The organism is Gemmatimonadaceae bacterium (assembly GCA_020851035.1).
In the GTDB taxonomy this organism is placed as follows: domain Bacteria; phylum Gemmatimonadota; class Gemmatimonadetes; order Gemmatimonadales; family Gemmatimonadaceae; genus JACMLX01.
The window spans coordinates 49,207-68,068 of record JADZDM010000005.1 but is presented as its reverse complement, the minus strand read 5'-3'; the positions used below and the strand labels follow the sequence as shown (position 1 = coordinate 68,068).

Here is an 18,862-nt window from a genome sequence, read left to right as displayed (position 1 = left end):
CCACGGTGTATTTTGCCAGCATGACACACCGATCAGGCGGGACTGTGAACGGGCGGAAGTAGGTCGATGCCGCCGCGGGCACCACGGAGGCGGACGACCGCGACGCCGGTGTCCGAGGCGCGCGACGCTGCGCGCTCGCAGCTCCTCAGCATGCGATTCCGGATGCCGGAGTGGGCGGCGCGCCAGCCGCGGTTCCCGTTCACGGTGCCCACGATCGCCTCGCTCGACAGGCTGGACTTCGACACGCCGGTGACCTGCTTCGTGGGCGAGAACGGGTCGGGCAAGTCCACGCTGCTGGAGGCGATCGCGATCGCCGCGGCGCTGCCGTCGGCCGGCGCAGCAGGACGCGCGATGGACGACCCGACGCTGCACGAGCAGCAGTTCCTGGCGAAGGCGCTGACGCTGACCTGGCACACACGCAGCATGCGCGGCTTCTTCCTGCGGGCCGAGGACTTCTTCGGGTTCCAGCACCTGCTCAAGCGCGAACGGGCGGAGTTCCTTGAGACGCTGGAGCGGATGGAGCAGGACTACGCCGACAGCAGCGCGAAGGCGAAGCAGCTGGCGATGGGCCCGGTGAAGGCGAGCCTGCAGGACATGGAGCGGCGCTACGGCGCTGATCCCGATGCGAAGTCGCATGGCGAGGCGTTCCTGAGCTTCTTCCAGAACCGCCTCGTGCCGCGCGGGCTGTACCTGATGGACGAGCCCGAGGCCGCACTCTCGCCACAGCGGCAGCTGGCACTGCTGGCGATGATGTTCGACCTGGTCGAGGATGGCGCGCAGTTCATCATCGCGACCCACTCGCCGCTGCTGCTCTCGTTCCCCGGCGCGCGGATCTATTCGTTCGACGAGGCGCCCGTCGCGGAAGTGCGGTGGGACGAGACCGATCACGTGCGGCTGACGCGGGACTTCCTTGCTGATCCTGAGCGATATCTGCGCAACCTGCGATAGTTCTACATGCTGTCGGGAACAGCATGACGCAAAGGCACAAAGGGCGCGAAGGACGCAAAGGGTTCTACATAACCGCCGAGGAACGTGCGCTCGAGCGGCATCGTATTCCTGGGGGAACTGCAACGGCGGTATGGGTCGGCCGCGGCGCGCGGGCGCTGAACTCATCACTGCAGTTGCAGTTGCGGTTCCCAAAGAATTCTGGTGCCCATCGAGCGCACGCCACCACGCCTCGGTGCAGTGCTCTTTGCGTCCTTCGCGTTCCTTCGCGCCTTTGCGTCATGCTGTTCCCGACGGCATGTAGAACTCAGCGGACGCGCAGACGGCCTTCGGAGACGAGGACGGCGCGGCCGGCGACGCGGACGGCGGTGATGGTGCCGTCGGGGGACTTGTCGACCTCGATCTCGAGCTGCGACGGGCGGCCCATCTCGACGCCCTGTTGCGTGGTCCAGCGGAGGGTGCCGGTGCGCGGGGTGCGGGCGGCGAGGAAGCCGCCGAGGGCGGCGGTGGCGCTGCCGGTGGCGGGGTCCTCGGGGACGCCGTCGTCGGGGCAGAAGACGCGACAGTGGAGGTCGGTGCCAGGCACGTCGTCGATCGCGGCGAAGACCATGATCATCTTCGCGTCGGTGCCGTGGAAGTGTGCGGCGAAGCGCTCGGCGTGGATGCGCGCGCGTGACACCGCGTCGCGCGAGACCAGCGGCACCATCAGGAACGGCAGCCCGCACGACGTCACGCGCGGCTGGTGCGTGTCGCCCGGCAGGAGGTCGTCGACGTCGAGCTGCAGCACCGACGCGACGCGGGCGCGGTCGAGCGGCGGCTGCTCCCGCGGCATCATCGCCACTGAGAGCTGTGCCCAGTCCGGGACGCCGTCGGGGACGCGCACGGTGACCGGCACCGGCCCCACGTTCTCGCCCAGCACCACCTGGAGCGTCCCGCGACCGTCAGCCGGGAGCGGCGCGTCGCCCGAGAACACCAGCGCGATCGCCGTGCCGACGGTGGGATGGCCCGCGAAGGGCACCTCGCCGCCGGGCGTGAAGATCCGCACGCGCTTCGTGGTGCCGTCGGTCTCTGCCGGCAGCACGAAGGTGGACTCGGAGTAGTTGAACTCACGCGTGACCTGCAGCATCTCGTCGCTGGTCAGGCCACGCGCGTCGAGGATCACCGCCAGCGGGTTGCCGCCGAACCGCTGGCCGGTGAAGACATCGAGCGTGAAGTAGTGGACGAAGAGCGGTTCACCACTTCCGGTGGTGCCGCTCATTCCGCGAGGAAGGGGTAGCGCCACTCGGTCGGCGGAACGAAGGTCTCCTTGATCGAGCGCGCGCTGACCCAGCGCATCAGGTTCATCTTCGAGCCGGCCTTGTCGTTGGTGCCCGACGCGCGGGCGCCACCGAACGGCTGCTGGCCGACCACGGCGCCGGTGGGCTTGTCATTGATGTAGAAGTTGCCGGCGGCATTGCGCAGGATCGACATCGCGTCGAGCACCGCCTGCTTCTCGCGCGCCCAGACTGCGCCGGTCAGCGCATACGGGCTGGTGTTGTCCACCAGGTGCAGCGTCTCGAGCCACCGGTCGTCGTCGTACACGTAGGCGGTGATGATCGGGCCGAAGATCTCCTCGTTCAGCATGCGATGCGTGGGATCGTCGGTGCGCACGAGGGTCGGCTGGACGAACCAGCCGAGCTCCCCGTCGGCGGTGCCGCCGGAGACCACCTCGCACTCCTTGCGCGCGAGGTCGAGGTACTGCACGTGCTTGTCGAAGGCGCGCCGGTCGATCACGGCGCCCATGAAGTTCGAGAAGTCACGCACGTCGCCGACCGTGATCTCGCCGGCCATCTGGGCGACGTGGTCACGCACGGTGGGCCAGAGCGACTTCGGCACGTAGACGCGGCTGGCGGCCGAGCACTTCTGGCCCTGGTACTCGAAGGCACCGCGCACGATGGCGACGGCCAGCGCGAGCGGATCAGCCGACGGGTGCGCGACGATGAAGTCCTTGCCGCCCGTCTCACCGACGATGCGCGGGTAGCTGCGGTAGCCGCCCATGTTCTTCCCGATCGTCTCCCACATGCCGTTGAAGACGCCGGTGCTGCCGGTGAAGTGCACGCCGGCCAGGTCGCGGTGCGTCAGCACGCCGGCCGAGATCTCGGCGGGATTGCCGGGGAGGAAGTTGATCACGCCCGGCGGCAGGCCCGCTTCCTCCAGCACCTGGAAGACGCGATACGATGACAGCACGGCGGTGGAGGCCGGCTTCCAGAGCACCGTGTTGCCCATCAGCGCCGGTGCGCCGGAGAGGTTGCCGCCGATGGCCGTGAAGTTGAACGGCGACACGGCGTAGACGAACCCTTCCAGTGGCCGGTAGTCGGACTGGTTCCAGGTCGATCCGGTGCTGACGGGTTGCTCGGCGTATATCTCCTGCGCGAACGCCGCATTGAAGCGCCAGAAGTCGATCAGCTCGCAGGCGGCATCGATCTCGGCCTGGTGCGCCGTCTTCGACTGGCCGAGCATGGTCGCGGCGTTGACGCGCGCACGGTGCGTGGTGGTGAGCAGCTCGGCGGCCTTGAGGAAGACGCCGGCGCGGTCCTCCCAGCTCCATGCCGCCCATTCCCGGCGCGCGGCGGCCGCGGCTTCGATGGCTGAGGCGACGTCCTCCGGCCGGGCCTTGTGGAAGTGCGCCAGCACGTGGCGGTGGGCGTGCGGCATCACCTGCGTGCCGGTGTTGCCGGTGTGGATCCGCCTGCCGCCGACCACCACCGGGATCTCGGCCACTTCGGCGGCTGTGCTGGCGAGTGTCGCCTGCAGCTCGGCACGTTCCGGCGAGTACGGTGCGTAGTTCCGGACCGGCTCGTTGATCGGAGCGGGGATCCGGCGCGAACCGGCGAACTGCGAGGCGCCGACGGGCGCAACGAGAGGGGGCGTCATGATGTTCGGAGTGAATGGACCCTGGGCCACGCGGGGCAGGCACCGCCAGTGCACCAAACCTAGCGCCGGCCACCGCGGGTGGACGGGGCGTGCGCGTGCCGTGCGGCACGAGTCGGGGCCGGGACGCGGAGGGCGTAGATTGCGCGCATGCCGTGTCGCGTGTTGACCCTGATGGTGCTGGCCATGGTGGCCGGTTGTTCGTGGGATGCCCCCCCGGTGGAGTGGCAGTCGCCTGCCCCCGTGGCGTCAGCGCCCGACAGCACGGTGCTGTACGAGGCGCGCTGGCTGCCCGGCCGGGTTCCCGAGGTCGTGGCGGTCCCGGTGGCGGCGGCGTCGCGGCCGGCGTCGCTGGACGGCGGGGTCTGCGCCGCGTCAGTGGTGGTGGCGCCGCCGGTCCGGGGCACCACCTGGTCGAGCTGGTGGCAGGTGCGGGCCGACAGCAGCGCGCTGCTGCACGCGGGCCAGCGCGACTCGGCGGGGCGGCTGGTGCGGTCGCTGGTCGTCGACTCGCTCGACCGGGCACTGCTCGGGTGCGCGCGCCCGGCGCCGGCGATCACCGTCGACAGCGCGAACGGCTACGTGCACGTGTCGTACTTCATGGTGGCGCCGGAGGGGCCGGGGCTGTTCTATGCGCACCTGATGGACCCGCGGGCGAGCCGGTTCGAGCCCCCGCTGGCGGTAGTGTACGGCGATCGGCCGGTGCGGGTGGCACTCGCGAGCCGCGGTGACACGATTGCACTCGCCTACGAGGATCCCAACAGTGAACATGGCCGGATCGCGATGAGCGTGTCGCTGACGTCGGGCCACCTGTTCGAGCAGACAGCGCGGCTGATTCCCGTGAGCACCAGTTCGCAGTCGGCCTCGGCACCGCAGGTGGTGCGGCTGTCGGGAGGGGAGCTGTGGGTCGGGTGGACGGAGACGTCCGCATCGGGCAGCGCCTTTCTGCTGCGGCGGGCACGGATCGTATCGCGCTGAACCTCTTGACGGAGCAGACATGCCCAGACTGATCGGAGCCCACACGATCGATGCCGGCGGGATCGCCATGGCCGCACGCCGTGCCGGCAACGCCGGGATGACCGCGCTGCAGGTCTTCACGGCGGTGCCGAAGTTCTACAACGAGAAGAACGGCGTGAAACCCGAGCGGGTGAAGGCGTTTCATGCCGCGCTGGCCGAGGCGGGGATCGCGCGCGATGCGGTGATCGTGCACGCCGGCTACGTGTTGAACTGCGCCACGCCGGAGGCGGAGAAGTGGGAGCGGGCGGCCGCCGCGCTGGCGAAGGAGCTGGAGCGCAGCACGGCGCTGGAGGTGCGTGGGGTGTGCTTTCATCCCGGTGCGGCAACCGACAAGGACCGGGATGCCGGCGTGGCGCGGGTGGCGGCGGCGATGACGCGCGCGCTCGAGACGGTGGACGGTGCGACGAAGCTGCTGGTGGAGAACAGTGCCGGTGCCGGCAACACGATCGGGCGCACGGTGGAGGAAGTGGCGGGGATCCTGGCGGCGTTGCCGGCGTCCGTGCGTGCACGCGCCGGCTACGGCCTCGACACCTGCCATTTATTCGCGTCAGGCTACGATATCAGTGCGTCGCCGTCGGCCTGCACGGCGATCCTGGACCGGTTCGAGGCGGCGTGCGGCGAGCCGCCGACGTTCCTGCACCTGAACGACAGCCAGGGCGAGCTGGCGTCGAACAAGGACCGCCACATGCTGCTGGGCGAGGGGCAGATCGGACTCGATGCGTTCCGGTGGCTGCTGGCGGACCCGCGCACGCGTGGCATCCCGCTGCTGCTGGAGACGCCGCAGGAGATCGAGCTGATGGCTGAGGACGATGCGGCGGCCGACCCGTACGATCTGCGGATGGTGGCGCTCCTGCGCTCCTTCGACACCGACGCGTGATTCCCCCTGTGCGCAGGGGGTGACGGCTCCTGTTGCGCCCGGGGACCCTATGTGTACCTTCCCGCGCGTCATGGTCCCAGCGCCCGGCGGTCGCCGGCGCGGGCCAGGATGAGCGTGCGAGTCTCGCTCCACGACATGGCGAGCGTCGCTCGCCTCTCCCTCAATCTCGAGGATCTGCGATGCCCCCTGCCAAGAAGGCCGCCAAGGCCCCGGCCAAGAAGGCTGCCGCCAAGGCTCCGGCGAAGGCCCCTGCCGCCAAGGCACCGGCCAAGAAGGCCGCCGCCAAGAAGGCGCCTGCCGCGAAGAAGTCCGCGTCTGCGTTCAACAAGGCCATGAAGGTGAGCCCGGAGCTCGCCGCCGTGATCGGCGGTGATGCGCGTCCGCGCACCGAAGTGACCAGCGCCATCTGGGCCTACATCAAGAAGCACAACCTGCAGGACCCCAAGAACAAGCGAAACATCCTGGCCGACGACAAGCTCAAGGCCGTGTTCGGTGGCAAGAAGTCGGTCACCATGTTCGAGATGACGGCACTGGTGTCCAAGCACCTGAGCTGACCGGATCTCCCGTCGCCAGACGGGTTATCTTCCGCTGGACCGGATCGAGGGCGTGTCCTCCTGAGGGCAGGCCCTCGATTGCGTCCGGACCCCGCCGTGCCGCCCACTCCGCACTCCCCGCCGCACCCGATTCCCGTGGCCGCCGACCAGACACCGACCCCTGCCCCGCCTGCGACCTCCACCGTGGTGTCCGCCGCCCGCGGCAAGGGCATCGCGCCTGCCGGCAAGTCCGGGATCGTCGAGGGGCTGAAGGGGTGGATCGTCCCGATCCTCCTCTTCTTCCTCATCCGCATCTTCCTGTTCCAGGCGTACCGCATCCCGTCGCCGAGCATGCAGCCGGAGATGATGGTCGGTGACTGGCTGTTCGTGAACAACCTGGTGTACGGGCCGAACATCCCGTTCACCGACGTGACGCTGCCCGGCTACGCCGAGCCGGAGCGGCGTGACATCGTGGTGTTCAAGTCGCCGTACCAGGCCGACGAGGCGAGCATCGGCAACGATCCCCAGCCCACGCTCGTGAAGCGCCTCTGGGGCACGGGTGGTGACACGCTGCACATGCGCGATGGCGTGGTGCACGTGAACGGCACGCCCTATCCGCAGCGCGCGGACGAGAGCACGGTGAAGATCGCGGCCGACGAGACGCATCCGCTCTTCGCATGGCAGCACACGATCGAGGTGAAGGGGACGCGCTTCGGCGAGCCACCTGCGGTGCCGACGCACGACAACTGGGGTCCGCTGGTGGTGCCGGCCGGCCACCTCTTCATGCTCGGGGACAACCGGTACGAGTCGAAGGACAGCCGCTACTGGGGCATCGTGCCGCGCGGCAACGTGCGTGGCCGGCCGGTGTTCGTGTACTACAGCTACAACGCGGCCGACTCGGATCGCGCACTGCCGTTCCTCACCGACATCCGCTGGTCGCGCATCGGCCACGTGTTCCGCTGATGTCCGGGTCGCGGCATCGCTGGCCCGGGGCCTGCCTCGCGCTGCTGGTGCCGCTGCTGGCCGGCGGGCCGTCGCTGTCGGCGCAGCCGACCGCGCCCCGGGCCGGCAGCGTGCACACCGACACGATGTTCGCCCAGTCGCTGGGCACGCGGAAGCAGCTGGTGGTCTACCTGCCGCCGTCGTACCACACGGCCGCAGCGCGCGGCACGCGCTATCCGCTGGCGGTGTACCTGCACGGCGCAATGGGCAGCGAGCGTGACTGGACGACGCAGGGGGCGCTGGCACAGGTGATGGACTCGCTGGTCGGCGCCGGCATGCCGGAGATGATCGTGGTGATGCCGGACGGCGACAACGGGTGGTGGACGACCTGGAACTCGCTCAACGACCTCGCCGCCTGCCGCCGCACGCCGCGCGACGAGTCGCCGGACACCTATTGCGTGCCGTGGCCGAAGTACGACGACTACGTCGCCCGTGACGTCGTGGCGCACACCGACTCGCTGTACCGCACCCTCGCCACGCGCGGGGCACGCGGGATCGCCGGGCTGAGCATGGGCGGGTACGGCGCGATCAGCATCGCGGCGCGTTTCCCCGGCACGTTCGCCGCCGCGGCGAGCCACAGCGGTGTGCTGAGCCCCGCGCTGATGGCGGACAGCAGCACACTCGCCAGCACCGGCACGGTGACGATGCGCGATGCGCGCACGCGAGACGAACTGCGCGCAGCGTCAGGTGGCCGCTGGGATCGCATCGTGCCGGCCTTCGGCACCGACTCGGTGAGCTGGATGGCGCGCGACCCGTCGCGGCTCATCGCGCGGCTGCTGGCCCGCGGCGACGCGGTGCCGGCGCTGTTCGTGGACGTCGGCACCGAGGACTACCTGCTGCCGATGAACCGGGCGTTCCGCGAGCGCATGACCGCCCTGCGCGTGCCCCTCGTGTACGCCGAATGGGGCGGTCGCCACGACTGGGCGTACTGGCGCGCGCACGTCGCCGCGAGCCTGCGATTCCTCGCCGATCGCGCGCAGCGCTGACGACCGGCGCGACTGTCGCCCTGGGGTGCTCCCGGCTGTAGTGCGCGTGCATCGTGACCGTGTCATCAACGGTGCAACTGTGGCATCCGGGCGATACCCGGGGAAAGTCAGGCGATGCTGGTTGTCGGGCAAGCATTGCCGCAAACACATGACGCGGTGAGGCGCGCACGCCCCACACACGCGAGACTCAGCACGAGTTCGCTGTGATCCTGCCACAGCGTCCGGCATGAGTTTCCGCTCAGGAATTCCGAGTGACGAAATCCCGTAGGATGGTACATGCCTTGCTCGCATGTACGCGCGTGGGAACTTCCTTCCGCCCTCCCCTCCCGGAGCATCGTATGAAGAAAACGCTTCTGCTTGCACTCTCGCTCGGGCTCGCCCCGGCGATGCAGGCCCAGTTCGTGAACGGCAACTTCGAGTCGGGCACGACCGACGGCTGGACCACAGGCGGCGGGTACCGCGGCGGCATCACGAATGCCGCGCTGGACCCGAACTCCTTCCTCCCCGGCGGCGCGAACTACAGCCCGTCGATCGTCCACTCCGCCGTCGTTGGCGCCGGGCTGATGGCCCACACCGACGGCAAGCTCCAGCAGGTGTATTCGGGCAGCTACTCGTTCCGTGCCGAGGACCTGACGAACGGTGGCTACGCCTCCGTGATCTCGCAGCGTGTCACGAAGTACATGTCGAACAGCATCTTCTTCGCCTGGGCGGCGGTGCTGGAAGGCGCGCATGACGAGAGCGGCGCTGCCGTGTTCAAGCTCATCCTCCGGAATGAGACGACCGGCGTCAACCTGATCGACCGGACCTACTCCGCCGCCACCAGCGGGACCGGCGTCGACACCCGGTTCGCGCTGTCGACCGACGGCTACTACTACACGAAGGACTGGCAGATCGAGTCGCTCGACGTGTCCGCCTACATCGGCAATGACTTCAGCCTGATCCTGCTGGCCGCCGACTGCTCGCCGACGGGTCACTCGGGCACGGTGTACCTCGACGGCTTCGGCGCCGTCACGCCGCCACCGGTCGACCCGACGGTGGTGCCTGAGCCGGCGTCGGTCGCGCTGCTCGGTGGCGGTCTCCTGATGCTCGGCGGCATCGCACGTCGCCGCCGCCGCGCCTGATCGACGTCGTGGAACGCTGACCGGCGACTGGTCCCTTTGGTCGCGTGCGACGGCCGCTCCGCCTCCGGGCGGGGTGGCCGTCGTCGCGTCGGTGCACCGCGCACCGGCGCGCCGGGAACGATTCGCCTTGCCATTCGCGCCTGCCGGTCGTCAAGTTCCCAGCATGGTCCGCTTCGCCCCGACACACACCGGCGCATGGGATGCGTACGAAGCGAGTGCCCTGCGGCAGTTCAGCAGGTCGCTCGTCGCGATGGCCGTCGTCACCGGTGTGGCGTGGCGGCTGCTGCGCGCGCTCCTGCTTGGTGCGGGCCCGACCGACGCGCCGCTGTTCTTCGGTTCGGTGATCGCGCTCGGCGTGTGCGTGTTCTTCGGGATGGCCACCCTGCACGTGGGCAACTATCCACTGAAACGATGGCTGTGGCGTGTGCCCGTCTTCGCCTTGGTCGAGAGCGCGGCTGAGGTCGCCACGTCGGCACTCCTGATCGCCGTCGCACGCGAGCCCTATGGCAGCGCGATGGCCGAATGGCACGATCTCGGCAGCATCGCGGCCACGGTGCTCACGACGCACATCGTGGTGCTCTGCATCTACGGTGGTATCCTTGCGCTCGTCGTCCAGGGCATCCGTCGGTCGGTCACCGCGGTGGGCGACGTCGTGATCGACGACCCGAAGGACGACCAGTAGGGTCCTCCGCCGTCCAACAACCCAGCCTTTCCAGCCCCCGGAGTGGGAGTCATGCGTCCAGCCGTGCCTCGCCTTGCCTTGATGTTGACCGTGCTCGCCGGACCGCTCGTAGGTCAGGGCGGGTCGCGGCCGCACCTCACGCCGGTCGCACCGAGCGCCGATCCGCGTCGACCGCTGGGGACGCAACGTGAGTGGGCGGGCCTGCAGCAGGAGTGGCTCCGGCTCCGGCTCGAGCGTACGCTGCCGATGCTGATGCGGCGCGACAGCGTGGACATGTGGATCGTGCCGATGCGCGAGTACAACGAAGATCCCGTCTTCTCGTCGATCGTCTCGCCCACGACCTTCTCGGCGCGGCGTCGCACGATCTACGTCTTCTTCGACCGCGGCGGCGACCAGGGTGTCGAACGGCTCGCGCTCGGTGGCACGTCCCAGGGGGGCCTGTACACGGCCGTGCGGTCCGAGCTCGCGGCCACGAACGTCAGCTCCGGCCGGACCACCGCCGAACTCTGGGGCTCGGCACAGTGGGACGTGCTCACGAAGGTGATCCGTGACCGCAAGCCGAGGAAGATCGCGCTCGACATCGACACCACCTTCGCCTTCGCCGATGGGCTGACCCTCGGCGAGTACACCGGCATGCTCTCGCGGGAGGTGCTCAAGCCGCAGGGGGAGTGGAAGGCGCAGATCCTACCGGCAGGGCGGCTGGCCGTGGACATGATCGCCGTGCGCCAGCGGGAGGAGGAGGCCACGTTCGAGCGGATGAACCGGCTGACCTGGGACATCATCGAGGAGGCATTCTCGTCGCGCGTGATCACGCCCGGCGTGACGCGGACCAGCGATGTCGTCTGGTGGATGCGGCAGCGGGTGGCCGACCTCGGGCTGACGACCTGGTTCCAGCCGTCGGTGGACGTGCAGCGGAAGGGCGGGTCCGATGCCGTGCTCGGTGACGACCCGGTCATCCAGAAGGGTGACGTGCTGCACTGCGACTTCGGGATCACGGCACTGCGGCTGAACACCGACACGCAGCACATGGGGTACGTGCTGCGGGACGGCGAGCGCGATGTGCCGCCCGGCCTGCAGCAGGCGCTGCGCACGGCCAACCGGCTCCAGGACATCGTGACGACGGAGATCCGGTCGGGCCGGACGGGCAACGAGGTCCTGCGGTCGTCGCGCGAGCTGATGGCGGCAGACAGCATCACCGGCACGATCTATTCACATCCGATCGGCATGCATGGGCATGGTGCCGGCCCGCTGATCGGGCTCTGGGACTATCAGGACGGCGTGCCCGGTCGCGGCGACCACCAGTTCGTGCCGTCGACGTGGTACTCGATCGAGCTGCAGGCGACGTCACCGGTGGCGGAATGGGGCGGGCAGCCGGTGCGGGTGGGGCAGGAGGAGGACGTGATCCTCGATGGAGCCGGTGCCGTGCGCTGGGGGTACCAGCGGCAGGTGCGCTTTCATCTCGTCCGGCCTGTGACACGGGGCCGCTGATCGCGGCGCCAGGGTGGTGCCTCGATAGCTTTGACCCAGGGGCCGGCGGATGTCCTGCCGGCCGGGATCGACCAGGATCGTCATGCGGAAGAAGAACAAGGAACTGATCGTCGTCGGCGACCGCGTGCTCGTCACCATCGAGAGTGGTGAGGAGCGGTCCAACGTGGGGTTGTACCTGCCACCGACGGCGATCGAGAACCAGGCGGTGCAGGGAGGGCGGATCGTCGCGACAGGCCCGGGCCTGCCGATGCCCGACCTCACGTCCCAGGACAGCGACGAGCCGTGGCGCACGGCGCAGCAGGGCGCATCGTCCGGTGCACGACACGTCCCGATGCAGGCGCGCACCGGCGACTATGCATTGTTCTTCCGCAAGGCGAGCGTGGAAATCACCTTCGAGAACGAGCGATACCTGGTGGTGCCGCAGGCGGCCATCCTGGCGCTGGTTCGCGACACGAACGTGGCCGACGACGTGCTGTTCTAGCACGCACGGTCCCCCGGATCACAATTCAGCAGGAGCAGGACGATGTACGATGAACGCTTCATTGCCCCGATGCGGGCCGAGCTCACACAGCTCGGCGTGCAGGAACTGAAGACCGCAGCCGAGGTGGACCAGGCGCTGAAGGGGGCGGAGGGCACCACGCTGGTGGTGGTCAACAGCATGTGCGGCTGTGCCGCGCGAAACGCGCGGCCGGCCGTGCGCACGGCGCTCGGACACACCGCGACCCCGGACCGCAGCGTGACGGTGTTTGCCGGCCAGGACCCGGAGCCGACCCAGCAGGCCCGCAGCTACTTCACGGGTTACCGGCCGAGCAGCCCGAGCATTGCGCTCATGAAGGACGGCAAGCTGGTGTTCATGCTGGAGCGCCACCAGATCGAGGGGCGCTCCGCCGACGAGATCTCGCACGACCTGGTGGGGGCGTTCGACCAGTATTGCGCGTGAGCTGACCCGGCGGGTGTGGCGGGTGGAACGAGTCGAGGCGCCGGGGCCCGCGTGCACTGCACGATGGTCCCGGCGCCTCGCCCGTTGCCGTCATGGTGGCGCCGGGTCAGCGCGGCCGGTGGCGTGTCAGGAGTACCGGAGCCACTTCAGCAGCTCGCGCACGGTGGGGCGCTTGCCGTACATGAGCAGCCCCACGCGGTAGATGCGCGCGGAGAGCCAGATCGCCGCCACGCATGACACCAGCATGCCGGCGAGGCTGAGCGTCACCTGCCAGGCCGGCACGGAGACGAGGCTCATCCGCATCGGCATCATGATCGGCGACGAGATCGGGAGCATCGACGTCACGATGGCCAGTGTGCTCTGTGGTGCGAGTGCGACCGGCTGGATGCAGACGGCGCTCAGGACCAGCAGCATGACGACCGGGGTCGAGGCCTGCTGCGCCTCCGACTCGCTGTTGACGGTGCTGCCGACGGCCGCGTAGAGGCACGAGTAGAAGATGAAGCCGAGCACGAAGTACAGCAGCAGGGCGACCAGCAGCCCGAGCGAGAAGCTCGGCATGTTGCTGAGCAGGTCGTTGGTGCGCGCGACGCTGTCGGCGGCGGTGGCGCCGGCGCGCGAGCTGCGGCTGACGATCATCGGCACCACGTTGGCGCCGATCCAGGCCGAGCTGGCCATCCAGACGCCCATCTGCGTGACGGCGACGCCCCCGATGCCGATGATCTTGCCGGCGAGGAGGATCTCGGGCCTCACGCTGCTGATCACGACTTCCGCCACCCGCGTGCTCTTCTCCTCGATGACGCTGCGCAGCACGGTCTGTCCGTAGAGCACCAGCACCATGTAGAGGAGGAAGGCGACGATGAGGCCGAGGATGGTGCTGCCGGCCCCGGACTTCTCGCGGCCCTTGTCGCTGAGCTGGGTCTTCTCGAGCTCCACGTCGACGCGGGTGAGCGAGTCGATGCGCGCCTGCGTGAACCCGGTGCCCTCGAGACGCAGCGCCATCAGCGCCTTGTCCACGGCCGTGCCGAGTCGCTGCATGTCCGGCACGGTGGTGGTGTTGCGGCCGGCGTAGCGTGCGGCCCGTCCCGCCAGCGTGGCCGAGTCGAGCACCAGGTAGCCCTGGCGCGCCTTGTCCATCACCCCGCGTGACGCGAGCGACTCGGCGGCGGCGACCCCGGACGGCAGGGTGACGGTGACCACCGGCCTGGCGGTGGCCGAGTCGGCGAGTTGTGCCGCGACGCGACTTCCGAGGCCGGCACCGGTGGCATCGATGATCGCGATGTTCGTCGTCTCGGCCGACGCCTTGGTCTTCGAGATGAAGAGCACCGGCAGGACCGTGATGGCCAGGAAGAGCACCGGCCCGAGGAGCGTCGCGATGACGAACCACTTCGTCCGCACCCGCTCGATGTACTCGCGGCGGATGATTGCCCAGAGCTTATCCATGGCCGCTCATCCCCGCTTCGACACCGGTGGCACCGACCTTCTCGAGGAAGATCCGGTGGAGTGAGGGCTGCACGCGCTCGAAGCGCTGCAACGAGGCACCGGCATCGACCAGCCGGCGGAGGAGCTCACCCGACGAGGCACCGGCGGCGAGCTCGATCTCGAGGTAGCGGTTCTGGTCGTCCATGCCGGACACCAGCGCCGGGTCGCCGAGCACGAGGTCGACGGCGGCGCCCGGTGCCCCGTCGAAAGCCACCGCGACGGTGCGGCCGGCGTGTGCCGCCTTCACGTCGGAGACGCTCCCGTCGAGCACCTTCCGCCCCTGGGCGATGATGCACACGGCGTCGCAGAGCTTCTCGGCGTTGTCCATGATGTGGGTGCTGAAGATGACGGTGCGGCCGCGGTCCTTGAGCTCGACGACGGTGTCCTTCAGCGCCTGGGCGTTGATCGGATCGAGCCCGCTGAACGGCTCATCGAGGATCACCAGCTCGGGATCGTGGAGCAGCGTGCCGATGAACTGCACCTTCTGCTGCATGCCGCGGCTCAGTTCATCGACCTTCGACTCGCCCCAGTCCTTGTCGGCGGTGCGGAGCGACATGCGGTCCATCCAGGTGTCGATCCGCTTCTCGGCCTCGGCACCGCCGACGCCCTTGAGCTCCGCGAGGAACTTGAGCACGTCCCGGACCTTCATCTTCTTGTACAGGCCTCGCTCCTCGGGGAGGTAGCCGATGCGGTCCAGCACGCCCTTCGCGTTGTGCTTCGTGCCGAAGATCGCGATCGACCCCTCGTCGGGGGCGATGATGTCGAGGATCATGCGGATCGTCGTCGTCTTGCCGGCGCCGTTGGGGCCGAGCAGGCCATAGACGGTGCCGCGGGGCACCTGCAGCGACAGGTCGCGCACGGCATGGTGCTCCGCGTAGCGCTTCGTCACGCCCCGGATATCGATGGCGAGTTCGGACATGGTGGCGGCTGGGAGACGGTCGCCGGCAGCGTGCCGGTGCGACGGGTGCAAGGTAAGCGAGGCACGGCAGGGGTCGATCGCTGTCCAATCGTACGGGAATTCGTCGCCCGCTGTTTCGTGGCCGGGAGTCCCGCCGGGTATCTTGGGCCGATGCACGGGACCCGATACCGGCGCCGCCTGCTGGCGGTGCTCATCGTTCTGGCGGGGGGGTGTGGACGGGAGGCGCCGGCAACGGATGCACCGCTGACGGTCTTTGCCGCCGGCAGCCTGGCCCGTCCGCTCCGCGCCGCTCTCGACTCGGTCGTCGCGAGCGGCGGCCCGCCGGCCACGCTCGAGATCATGGGTTCGCGCGAGATGCTCCGCGCCGTGACCTCGCTGCACCGCATCCCCGACCTGGTCGTCACCGCCGATGCGGACGAGATGGAGCGCACCCTGCTGCCATCGCACATCACCGCGTCGACCACCTTCGCGCGCAACCGGGTGGTGCTGGCGCTCTCGCGACGCCTGGCCGGTGGTGACACCGTCACGACGCGCAACTGGGCCGCGGTGATGGCGTCCGGCGCGCTGCGCGTGGCGCGGACCGACCCGGCACGCGCGCCGCTCGGCTATCGCACACAGCTGGTGTGGATCCTCACGGAGGCGGCGCGGCACGAGGCCGGGCTGGCGCAGCGCCTCGCGGCGGCCTCGCCGGCGGCGCTCGTGCGCGGCAATGAATCCGACCTCGCGGCACTCCTCGAGAGCGGCGATGCCGACGCGGCCTGGTGCTACGAGTCGCTGGCCCGCGCTCTTGGCCTGCGCTACGTCACGCTCGGCAGCGACATCGACCTCGGCTCCACGGCGCCGGCGGACGTGGCCGGCTATGCGCAGGCGCGGGTCCGGGTGCCCGGTGCCGCACCGGGTGACTCGATCGAGATGACGGGCACGCCGATCCGCTACGGCATCGCGGTGCTCACCGGGGGCATCGATCCCGTGCGTGCGGCGGTGCTGCGCGAGCGCCTGCTGGATGCCGACAGCCGCCGCATCATGCGCCGCGCGGGCCTCGACGTGCTCGACAGCGTGCATGTCACGCGCGCCCGCGACTCGCTGCACGGCGCGCCGTGACGCGCTCCCCCGTGCGGCAGGTCCTGCTCGCGCTCGCGACGCTGCTCGCCTCCCTGCTCGTGGTCGCACTGCTGCTGCCGGCCGGCACGTTGCTCTCGGGTGCGGGGGCCGGTGGCCTGCTCACCGCGTTCCTCGATCGCGAGGTGCTGCAGGCGATCGGGCTCACGCTGCTGTCGGCGACGATCGCCACGGCGCTGGCCGTGGCGGGCGGCATCCCGGTGGCGTACCTGCTGGCGCGCGTGCCCTTCCGCGGGCGCGCGGTGCTCGAGGCGCTGCTCGAACTGCCGCTCGTCATTCCACACCCGGTGATCGGCATGGCCCTGCTGCTCGCGCTGGGACGGGGCAGTCCGCTCGGTGCGACGCTGGCCCCCCGGGGGCTGTCGGTCGTGAACTCCCCGGTCGGCATCGTGGTGGCGATGCTCGTGGTGAGCGCGCCCCTGTTCATCCTTGGCGCGCGGGAGTCGATCGCGCGGGTGGATCCGCGCCTCGAGGCGGTGGCCCGGACGCTCGGCGACGACCGGCTCCGGGCGGTGCAGCGCGTCACGTTGCCGATTGCCCGCAACGGGATCGTGACCGCAGCGACCGCGATGTGGGCGCGCGCCACGAGCGAGTTCGGCGCCATCGTCCTGGTGGCGTACCACCCGCGCGTGGCGAGCGTCCTGGCGTACGACCGCTACGTCACGTACGGACTGCGTGCCGCGCTGCCGGTGGCCGCTGCGCTGGTCTGCGTCGCGCTCGGCGTGCTGCTGGTGGTGCGCCTCTCGCGGCGGATGGAACGCGCATGATCCGCGTGTCGGGGCTGACGGTGCAGGTGCCGGGCTTCACGCTGCACCCGGCGGCGTTCACGGTGCCCGCGGGTGGTGTCGGCATCGTCACCGGCCCCACCGGCTCGGGCAAGAGCACGCTGCTCGAGGCCATCGCCGGCGTGCGCCCGGTGTCGGGGGGCGCGGTGGAATGCCACGGCGTGGACGTCACGCGGCAGCCGCCCGAATCGCGCGGGGTGGGTTTGGTGTACCAGGCCGCGCTCCTCTTCCCGCACCTCGACGTCTCCGCGAACCTGGCCTACGGCGCGACCGATCTCGCGCTGGTGGACGAATTGCGCGGCATGCTGCCGCTCCGCCCGCTGGAGGCCAGACCGGTGGCGACACTCAGCGGTGGTGAGCGCCAGCTCGTCGCACTCGCGCGCGCGATGGCGGCGGCGCCGCGCGTCCTCCTGCTGGATGAACCCTTCGCCGCGATGGACGGTGCGTTGCGCGATGCGGTGCGTGCGGCCGTGCTGGCGTGGGCGTCCGGCCGGCAGGTGACGACGCTGCTGGTGACGCACGACCCGGCGGAGACGGTGCTGGACGCCGCCGTGCGGCTGCGCCTGGAGTCGGGCCGGGTGACGATGGGCTGATCAGGGGGGAAAGCGCTGCAGCCGCCAGCGGTGGAGCACACCGGCGCTGGTGCGCAACAGGACCACCACGACGCTGAACCGCAGGGCACGGCCGGTAGTGAGCGCGAGCGCGAACACGGGGAGCGGCATGCCCACCGCGCCGGCGCCGATGGAGACGGCCTTCGCACTCACCGGCGTGAGCACGCTGCCGATGATGAACAGCCAGCCATGCCTCGCCATCAATGCCATCGCGCGCGCGAGCATGGTGTCGCTGATGCCGATGTAGCCCAGCAGCGGCCGCCCGATGGTCTCGAACGCCGCGGCACCGAGCCACCACGCGATGCAGCCGCCGAGGACCGAGCCGGTGGTGGCTGCGGCGGCCAGTCGCCAGCCGCGTGGGGGATCGGCGAGCACGAGCGGGGCCAGCAGCAGCTCGGACGGGCCAGGCACCACCGATCCCTGCGCGAGGTTCCAGCCGAAGGTGGCCGGCACGGCACCGCGGGCATGGGCGAAGCGCACGACCGCTGCCCAGAGCGACGACCAGGAAGGAGCCATGCCGGAAGTCATCGGCACCGGCCTCCGGTCGGTGTACCTTCACCCATGACCCGCATCGCCTGCGTCAACGGACGGTTCCTTCCCGAGGCGGACGCCACCGTCTCCATCTTCGACCGTGGCTTCCTGTTCGCCGACGGCGTGTACGAGGTGATCGCGGTGGTCGACGGCTGCCTGGTGGATGACGGGCCGCATCTCGACCGGCTCGACCGGTCGCTGCACGAGATCGCGCTGCCACTGCCGATGCCGCGTGCGACGCTCCACGCCCAGCTGCGATCGCTGGTCGAGCGGAACGGGATCGCGGAGGGGCTCGTGTACCTGCAGGTCACGCGCGGCCCGGCGGAGCGCGACTTCGCCTTTCCCGCAGCACCGCAGCCCACCGTGGTGGCGTGGGCGCGTCCCCTGGCGGTGCTTGAGCATCCGCGCGCCGCCGCGGGTGCCACGGCGGTGACGGTGCCGGACCAGCGCTGGGCCCGTCGCGACATCAAGAGCATCGCGCTGCTGCCGCAGGTGCTGGCGAAGCAGGCCGCGCGGGCGGCCGGTGCCTTCGAGGCGCTCATGGTCGAGGACGGACGGCTCACCGAGGGTGGTGCCGCCACGCTCTTCGCCCTCATCGACGGCGCGCTGGTCACGCACGCACTCGGGCACGAGGTGCTGCCGGGGATCACACGCGAACGGGTGCTCGCGCTGGCCGCGGCGCAGCGGCTGCCGGTGATCGAGCGCAGCATCACGACGGTGGAGCTGCTGGCGGCGTCGGAGCTCTTCATCACGGCGGCGACGGCGTTCGTGATGCCGATCGTGCAGGTGGACGGCCGGGACATCGGCACCGGCGCGCCGGGGCCGGTCACGGTGCGGATGCGGGCGGGGTACATCGCGGCGGTCCGGCACGGCGCGGCTGCATCGCCATGAACCGCATCGGCGCCTGAGCGCACCGC

General features: G+C 70.0%; 20 protein-coding genes. 15 read left to right on the top strand and 5 right to left on the bottom strand.

The window, feature by feature from the left end; genetic code table 11:
• Positions 1 to 150 precede the first annotated feature (150 nt).
• Complete coding sequence (locus IT355_04090) at positions 151 to 948, top strand: AAA family ATPase (protein MCC7052423.1); 798 nt, start codon at positions 151 to 153, stop codon at positions 946 to 948.
• A gap of 304 nt (positions 949 to 1,252) precedes the next feature.
• Here IT355_04090 and IT355_04085 read toward each other — a convergent pair whose 3' ends face one another.
• Complete coding sequence (locus IT355_04085; GenBank protein ID MCC7052422.1) at positions 1,253 to 2,203, bottom strand: PhzF family phenazine biosynthesis protein; 951 nt, start codon at positions 2,201 to 2,203, stop codon at positions 1,253 to 1,255.
• Positions 2,200 to 3,858 (bottom strand): L-glutamate gamma-semialdehyde dehydrogenase, encoded by a 1,659-nt coding sequence (gene pruA, locus IT355_04080; GenBank protein MCC7052421.1) that lies wholly within the window; start codon positions 3,856 to 3,858, stop codon positions 2,200 to 2,202. The genes IT355_04085 and pruA overlap by 4 nt, the downstream gene beginning before the upstream one ends.
• A gap of 147 nt (positions 3,859 to 4,005) precedes the next feature.
• On the opposite strand from pruA, the gene IT355_04075 reads away from it, so the two are divergent.
• The 10 genes from IT355_04075 (at position 4,006) to IT355_04030 (ending at position 12,501) form a co-directional block, all read left to right on the top strand.
• Positions 4,006 to 4,833, top strand: a complete 828-nt coding sequence (locus IT355_04075) for a hypothetical protein (protein MCC7052420.1) — start codon at positions 4,006 to 4,008, stop codon at positions 4,831 to 4,833.
• 19 nt (positions 4,834 to 4,852) lie between these two features.
• Complete coding sequence (locus IT355_04070) at positions 4,853 to 5,749, top strand: deoxyribonuclease IV (protein MCC7052419.1); 897 nt, start codon at positions 4,853 to 4,855, stop codon at positions 5,747 to 5,749.
• A gap of 179 nt (positions 5,750 to 5,928) precedes the next feature.
• The gene (locus tag IT355_04065) at positions 5,929 to 6,303 is read left to right on the top strand and encodes a hypothetical protein (protein MCC7052418.1); all 375 of its coding nucleotides are present in this window, start codon (positions 5,929 to 5,931) and stop codon (positions 6,301 to 6,303) included.
• A 96-nt stretch (positions 6,304 to 6,399) separates the two neighbouring features.
• On the top strand, positions 6,400 to 7,245 hold the full coding sequence (gene lepB, locus IT355_04060; protein MCC7052417.1) for a signal peptidase I: 846 nt from the start codon (positions 6,400 to 6,402) through the stop codon (positions 7,243 to 7,245).
• Positions 7,245 to 8,270, top strand: a complete 1,026-nt coding sequence (locus tag IT355_04055) for a hypothetical protein (protein MCC7052416.1) — start codon at positions 7,245 to 7,247, stop codon at positions 8,268 to 8,270. Before lepB ends, IT355_04055 begins: the two co-directional genes overlap by 1 nt.
• Positions 8,271 to 8,608: 338 nt before the next feature.
• Entirely contained in the window at positions 8,609 to 9,391 is a 783-nt protein-coding gene (locus IT355_04050; protein ID MCC7052415.1) for a PEP-CTERM sorting domain-containing protein, read from the top strand.
• Between the two features lie 163 nt (positions 9,392 to 9,554).
• Positions 9,555 to 10,073: a hypothetical protein gene (locus IT355_04045; protein ID MCC7052414.1), complete on the top strand. Its 519-nt coding sequence runs from the start codon at positions 9,555 to 9,557 to the stop codon at positions 10,071 to 10,073.
• Positions 10,074 to 10,124: 51 nt separating this feature from the next.
• Positions 10,125 to 11,561 (top strand): aminopeptidase P family protein, encoded by a 1,437-nt coding sequence (locus tag IT355_04040; GenBank protein MCC7052413.1) that lies wholly within the window; start codon positions 10,125 to 10,127, stop codon positions 11,559 to 11,561.
• 82 nt (positions 11,562 to 11,643) lie between these two features.
• Positions 11,644 to 12,042, top strand: a complete 399-nt coding sequence (locus IT355_04035; protein ID MCC7052412.1) for a co-chaperone GroES — start codon at positions 11,644 to 11,646, stop codon at positions 12,040 to 12,042.
• A gap of 42 nt (positions 12,043 to 12,084) precedes the next feature.
• Complete coding sequence (locus tag IT355_04030; protein ID MCC7052411.1) at positions 12,085 to 12,501, top strand: BrxA/BrxB family bacilliredoxin; 417 nt, start codon at positions 12,085 to 12,087, stop codon at positions 12,499 to 12,501.
• 126 nt (positions 12,502 to 12,627) lie between these two features.
• Here IT355_04030 and IT355_04025 read toward each other — a convergent pair whose 3' ends face one another.
• Both IT355_04025 and IT355_04020 read right to left on the bottom strand, forming a co-directional pair.
• Positions 12,628 to 13,941 (bottom strand): ABC transporter permease, encoded by a 1,314-nt coding sequence (locus tag IT355_04025; protein MCC7052410.1) that lies wholly within the window; start codon positions 13,939 to 13,941, stop codon positions 12,628 to 12,630.
• Entirely contained in the window at positions 13,934 to 14,899 is a 966-nt protein-coding gene (locus tag IT355_04020; GenBank protein MCC7052409.1) for an ATP-binding cassette domain-containing protein, read from the bottom strand. Before IT355_04020 ends, IT355_04025 begins: the two co-directional genes overlap by 8 nt.
• Before the next feature lie 150 nt (positions 14,900 to 15,049).
• Between IT355_04020 and IT355_04015 the strand changes: the two genes are divergently transcribed.
• From IT355_04015 to IT355_04005, 3 genes are read left to right on the top strand one after another with little or no spacing between them, the layout of a single operon-like run.
• Complete coding sequence (locus IT355_04015; GenBank protein ID MCC7052408.1) at positions 15,050 to 16,000, top strand: substrate-binding domain-containing protein; 951 nt, start codon at positions 15,050 to 15,052, stop codon at positions 15,998 to 16,000.
• Positions 15,997 to 16,785 carry an ABC transporter permease gene (locus IT355_04010; protein ID MCC7052407.1) on the top strand — a complete coding sequence of 263 codons (789 nt, stop codon included), beginning with the start codon at positions 15,997 to 15,999 and terminating at the stop codon, positions 16,783 to 16,785. The genes IT355_04015 and IT355_04010 overlap by 4 nt, the downstream gene beginning before the upstream one ends.
• Positions 16,782 to 17,396: an ATP-binding cassette domain-containing protein gene (locus IT355_04005; protein ID MCC7052406.1), complete on the top strand. Its 615-nt coding sequence runs from the start codon at positions 16,782 to 16,784 to the stop codon at positions 17,394 to 17,396. Before IT355_04010 ends, IT355_04005 begins: the two co-directional genes overlap by 4 nt.
• Here IT355_04005 and IT355_04000 read toward each other — a convergent pair whose 3' ends face one another.
• Positions 17,397 to 17,930, bottom strand: coding sequence for a DedA family protein (locus IT355_04000; protein ID MCC7052405.1), 534 nt, complete (start codon positions 17,928 to 17,930; stop codon positions 17,397 to 17,399).
• Between IT355_04000 and IT355_03995 the strand changes: the two genes are divergently transcribed.
• The gene (locus IT355_03995) at positions 17,880 to 18,836 is read left to right on the top strand and encodes a D-amino-acid transaminase (GenBank protein ID MCC7052404.1); all 957 of its coding nucleotides are present in this window, start codon (positions 17,880 to 17,882) and stop codon (positions 18,834 to 18,836) included. The two genes, IT355_04000 and IT355_03995, sit on opposite strands and share 51 nt — an antisense overlap.
• The last annotated feature ends 26 nt before the right edge of the window (positions 18,837 to 18,862 follow it).

Excerpts from the sequence above, each read along its gene's own strand:
- IT355_04090 (MCC7052423.1), top strand. The coding sequence starts at position 151 with ATGCGATTCCGGATGCCGGAGTGGGCGGCGCGCCAGCCGCGGTTCCCG.
- IT355_04085 (MCC7052422.1), bottom strand. The coding sequence starts at position 2,203 with ATGAGCGGCACCACCGGAAGTGGTGAACCGCTCTTCGTCCACTACTTC.
- pruA (MCC7052421.1), bottom strand. The coding sequence starts at position 3,858 with ATGACGCCCCCTCTCGTTGCGCCCGTCGGCGCCTCGCAGTTCGCCGGT.
- IT355_04075 (MCC7052420.1), top strand. The coding sequence starts at position 4,006 with ATGCCGTGTCGCGTGTTGACCCTGATGGTGCTGGCCATGGTGGCCGGT.
- IT355_04070 (MCC7052419.1), top strand. The coding sequence starts at position 4,853 with ATGCCCAGACTGATCGGAGCCCACACGATCGATGCCGGCGGGATCGCC.
- IT355_04065 (MCC7052418.1), top strand. The coding sequence starts at position 5,929 with ATGCCCCCTGCCAAGAAGGCCGCCAAGGCCCCGGCCAAGAAGGCTGCC.
- IT355_04055 (MCC7052416.1), top strand. The coding sequence starts at position 7,245 with ATGTCCGGGTCGCGGCATCGCTGGCCCGGGGCCTGCCTCGCGCTGCTG.
- IT355_04050 (MCC7052415.1), top strand. The coding sequence starts at position 8,609 with ATGAAGAAAACGCTTCTGCTTGCACTCTCGCTCGGGCTCGCCCCGGCG.
- IT355_04045 (MCC7052414.1), top strand. The coding sequence starts at position 9,555 with ATGGTCCGCTTCGCCCCGACACACACCGGCGCATGGGATGCGTACGAA.
- IT355_04040 (MCC7052413.1), top strand. The coding sequence starts at position 10,125 with ATGCGTCCAGCCGTGCCTCGCCTTGCCTTGATGTTGACCGTGCTCGCC.
- IT355_04035 (MCC7052412.1), top strand. The coding sequence starts at position 11,644 with ATGCGGAAGAAGAACAAGGAACTGATCGTCGTCGGCGACCGCGTGCTC.
- IT355_04030 (MCC7052411.1), top strand. The coding sequence starts at position 12,085 with ATGTACGATGAACGCTTCATTGCCCCGATGCGGGCCGAGCTCACACAG.
- IT355_04025 (MCC7052410.1), bottom strand. The coding sequence starts at position 13,941 with ATGGATAAGCTCTGGGCAATCATCCGCCGCGAGTACATCGAGCGGGTG.
- IT355_04020 (MCC7052409.1), bottom strand. The coding sequence starts at position 14,899 with ATGTCCGAACTCGCCATCGATATCCGGGGCGTGACGAAGCGCTACGCG.
- IT355_04015 (MCC7052408.1), top strand. The coding sequence starts at position 15,050 with ATGCACGGGACCCGATACCGGCGCCGCCTGCTGGCGGTGCTCATCGTT.
- IT355_04005 (MCC7052406.1), top strand. The coding sequence starts at position 16,782 with ATGATCCGCGTGTCGGGGCTGACGGTGCAGGTGCCGGGCTTCACGCTG.
- IT355_03995 (MCC7052404.1), top strand. The coding sequence starts at position 17,880 with ATGGGCGAAGCGCACGACCGCTGCCCAGAGCGACGACCAGGAAGGAGC.
- IT355_04000 (MCC7052405.1), bottom strand. The coding sequence starts at position 17,930 with ATGGCTCCTTCCTGGTCGTCGCTCTGGGCAGCGGTCGTGCGCTTCGCC.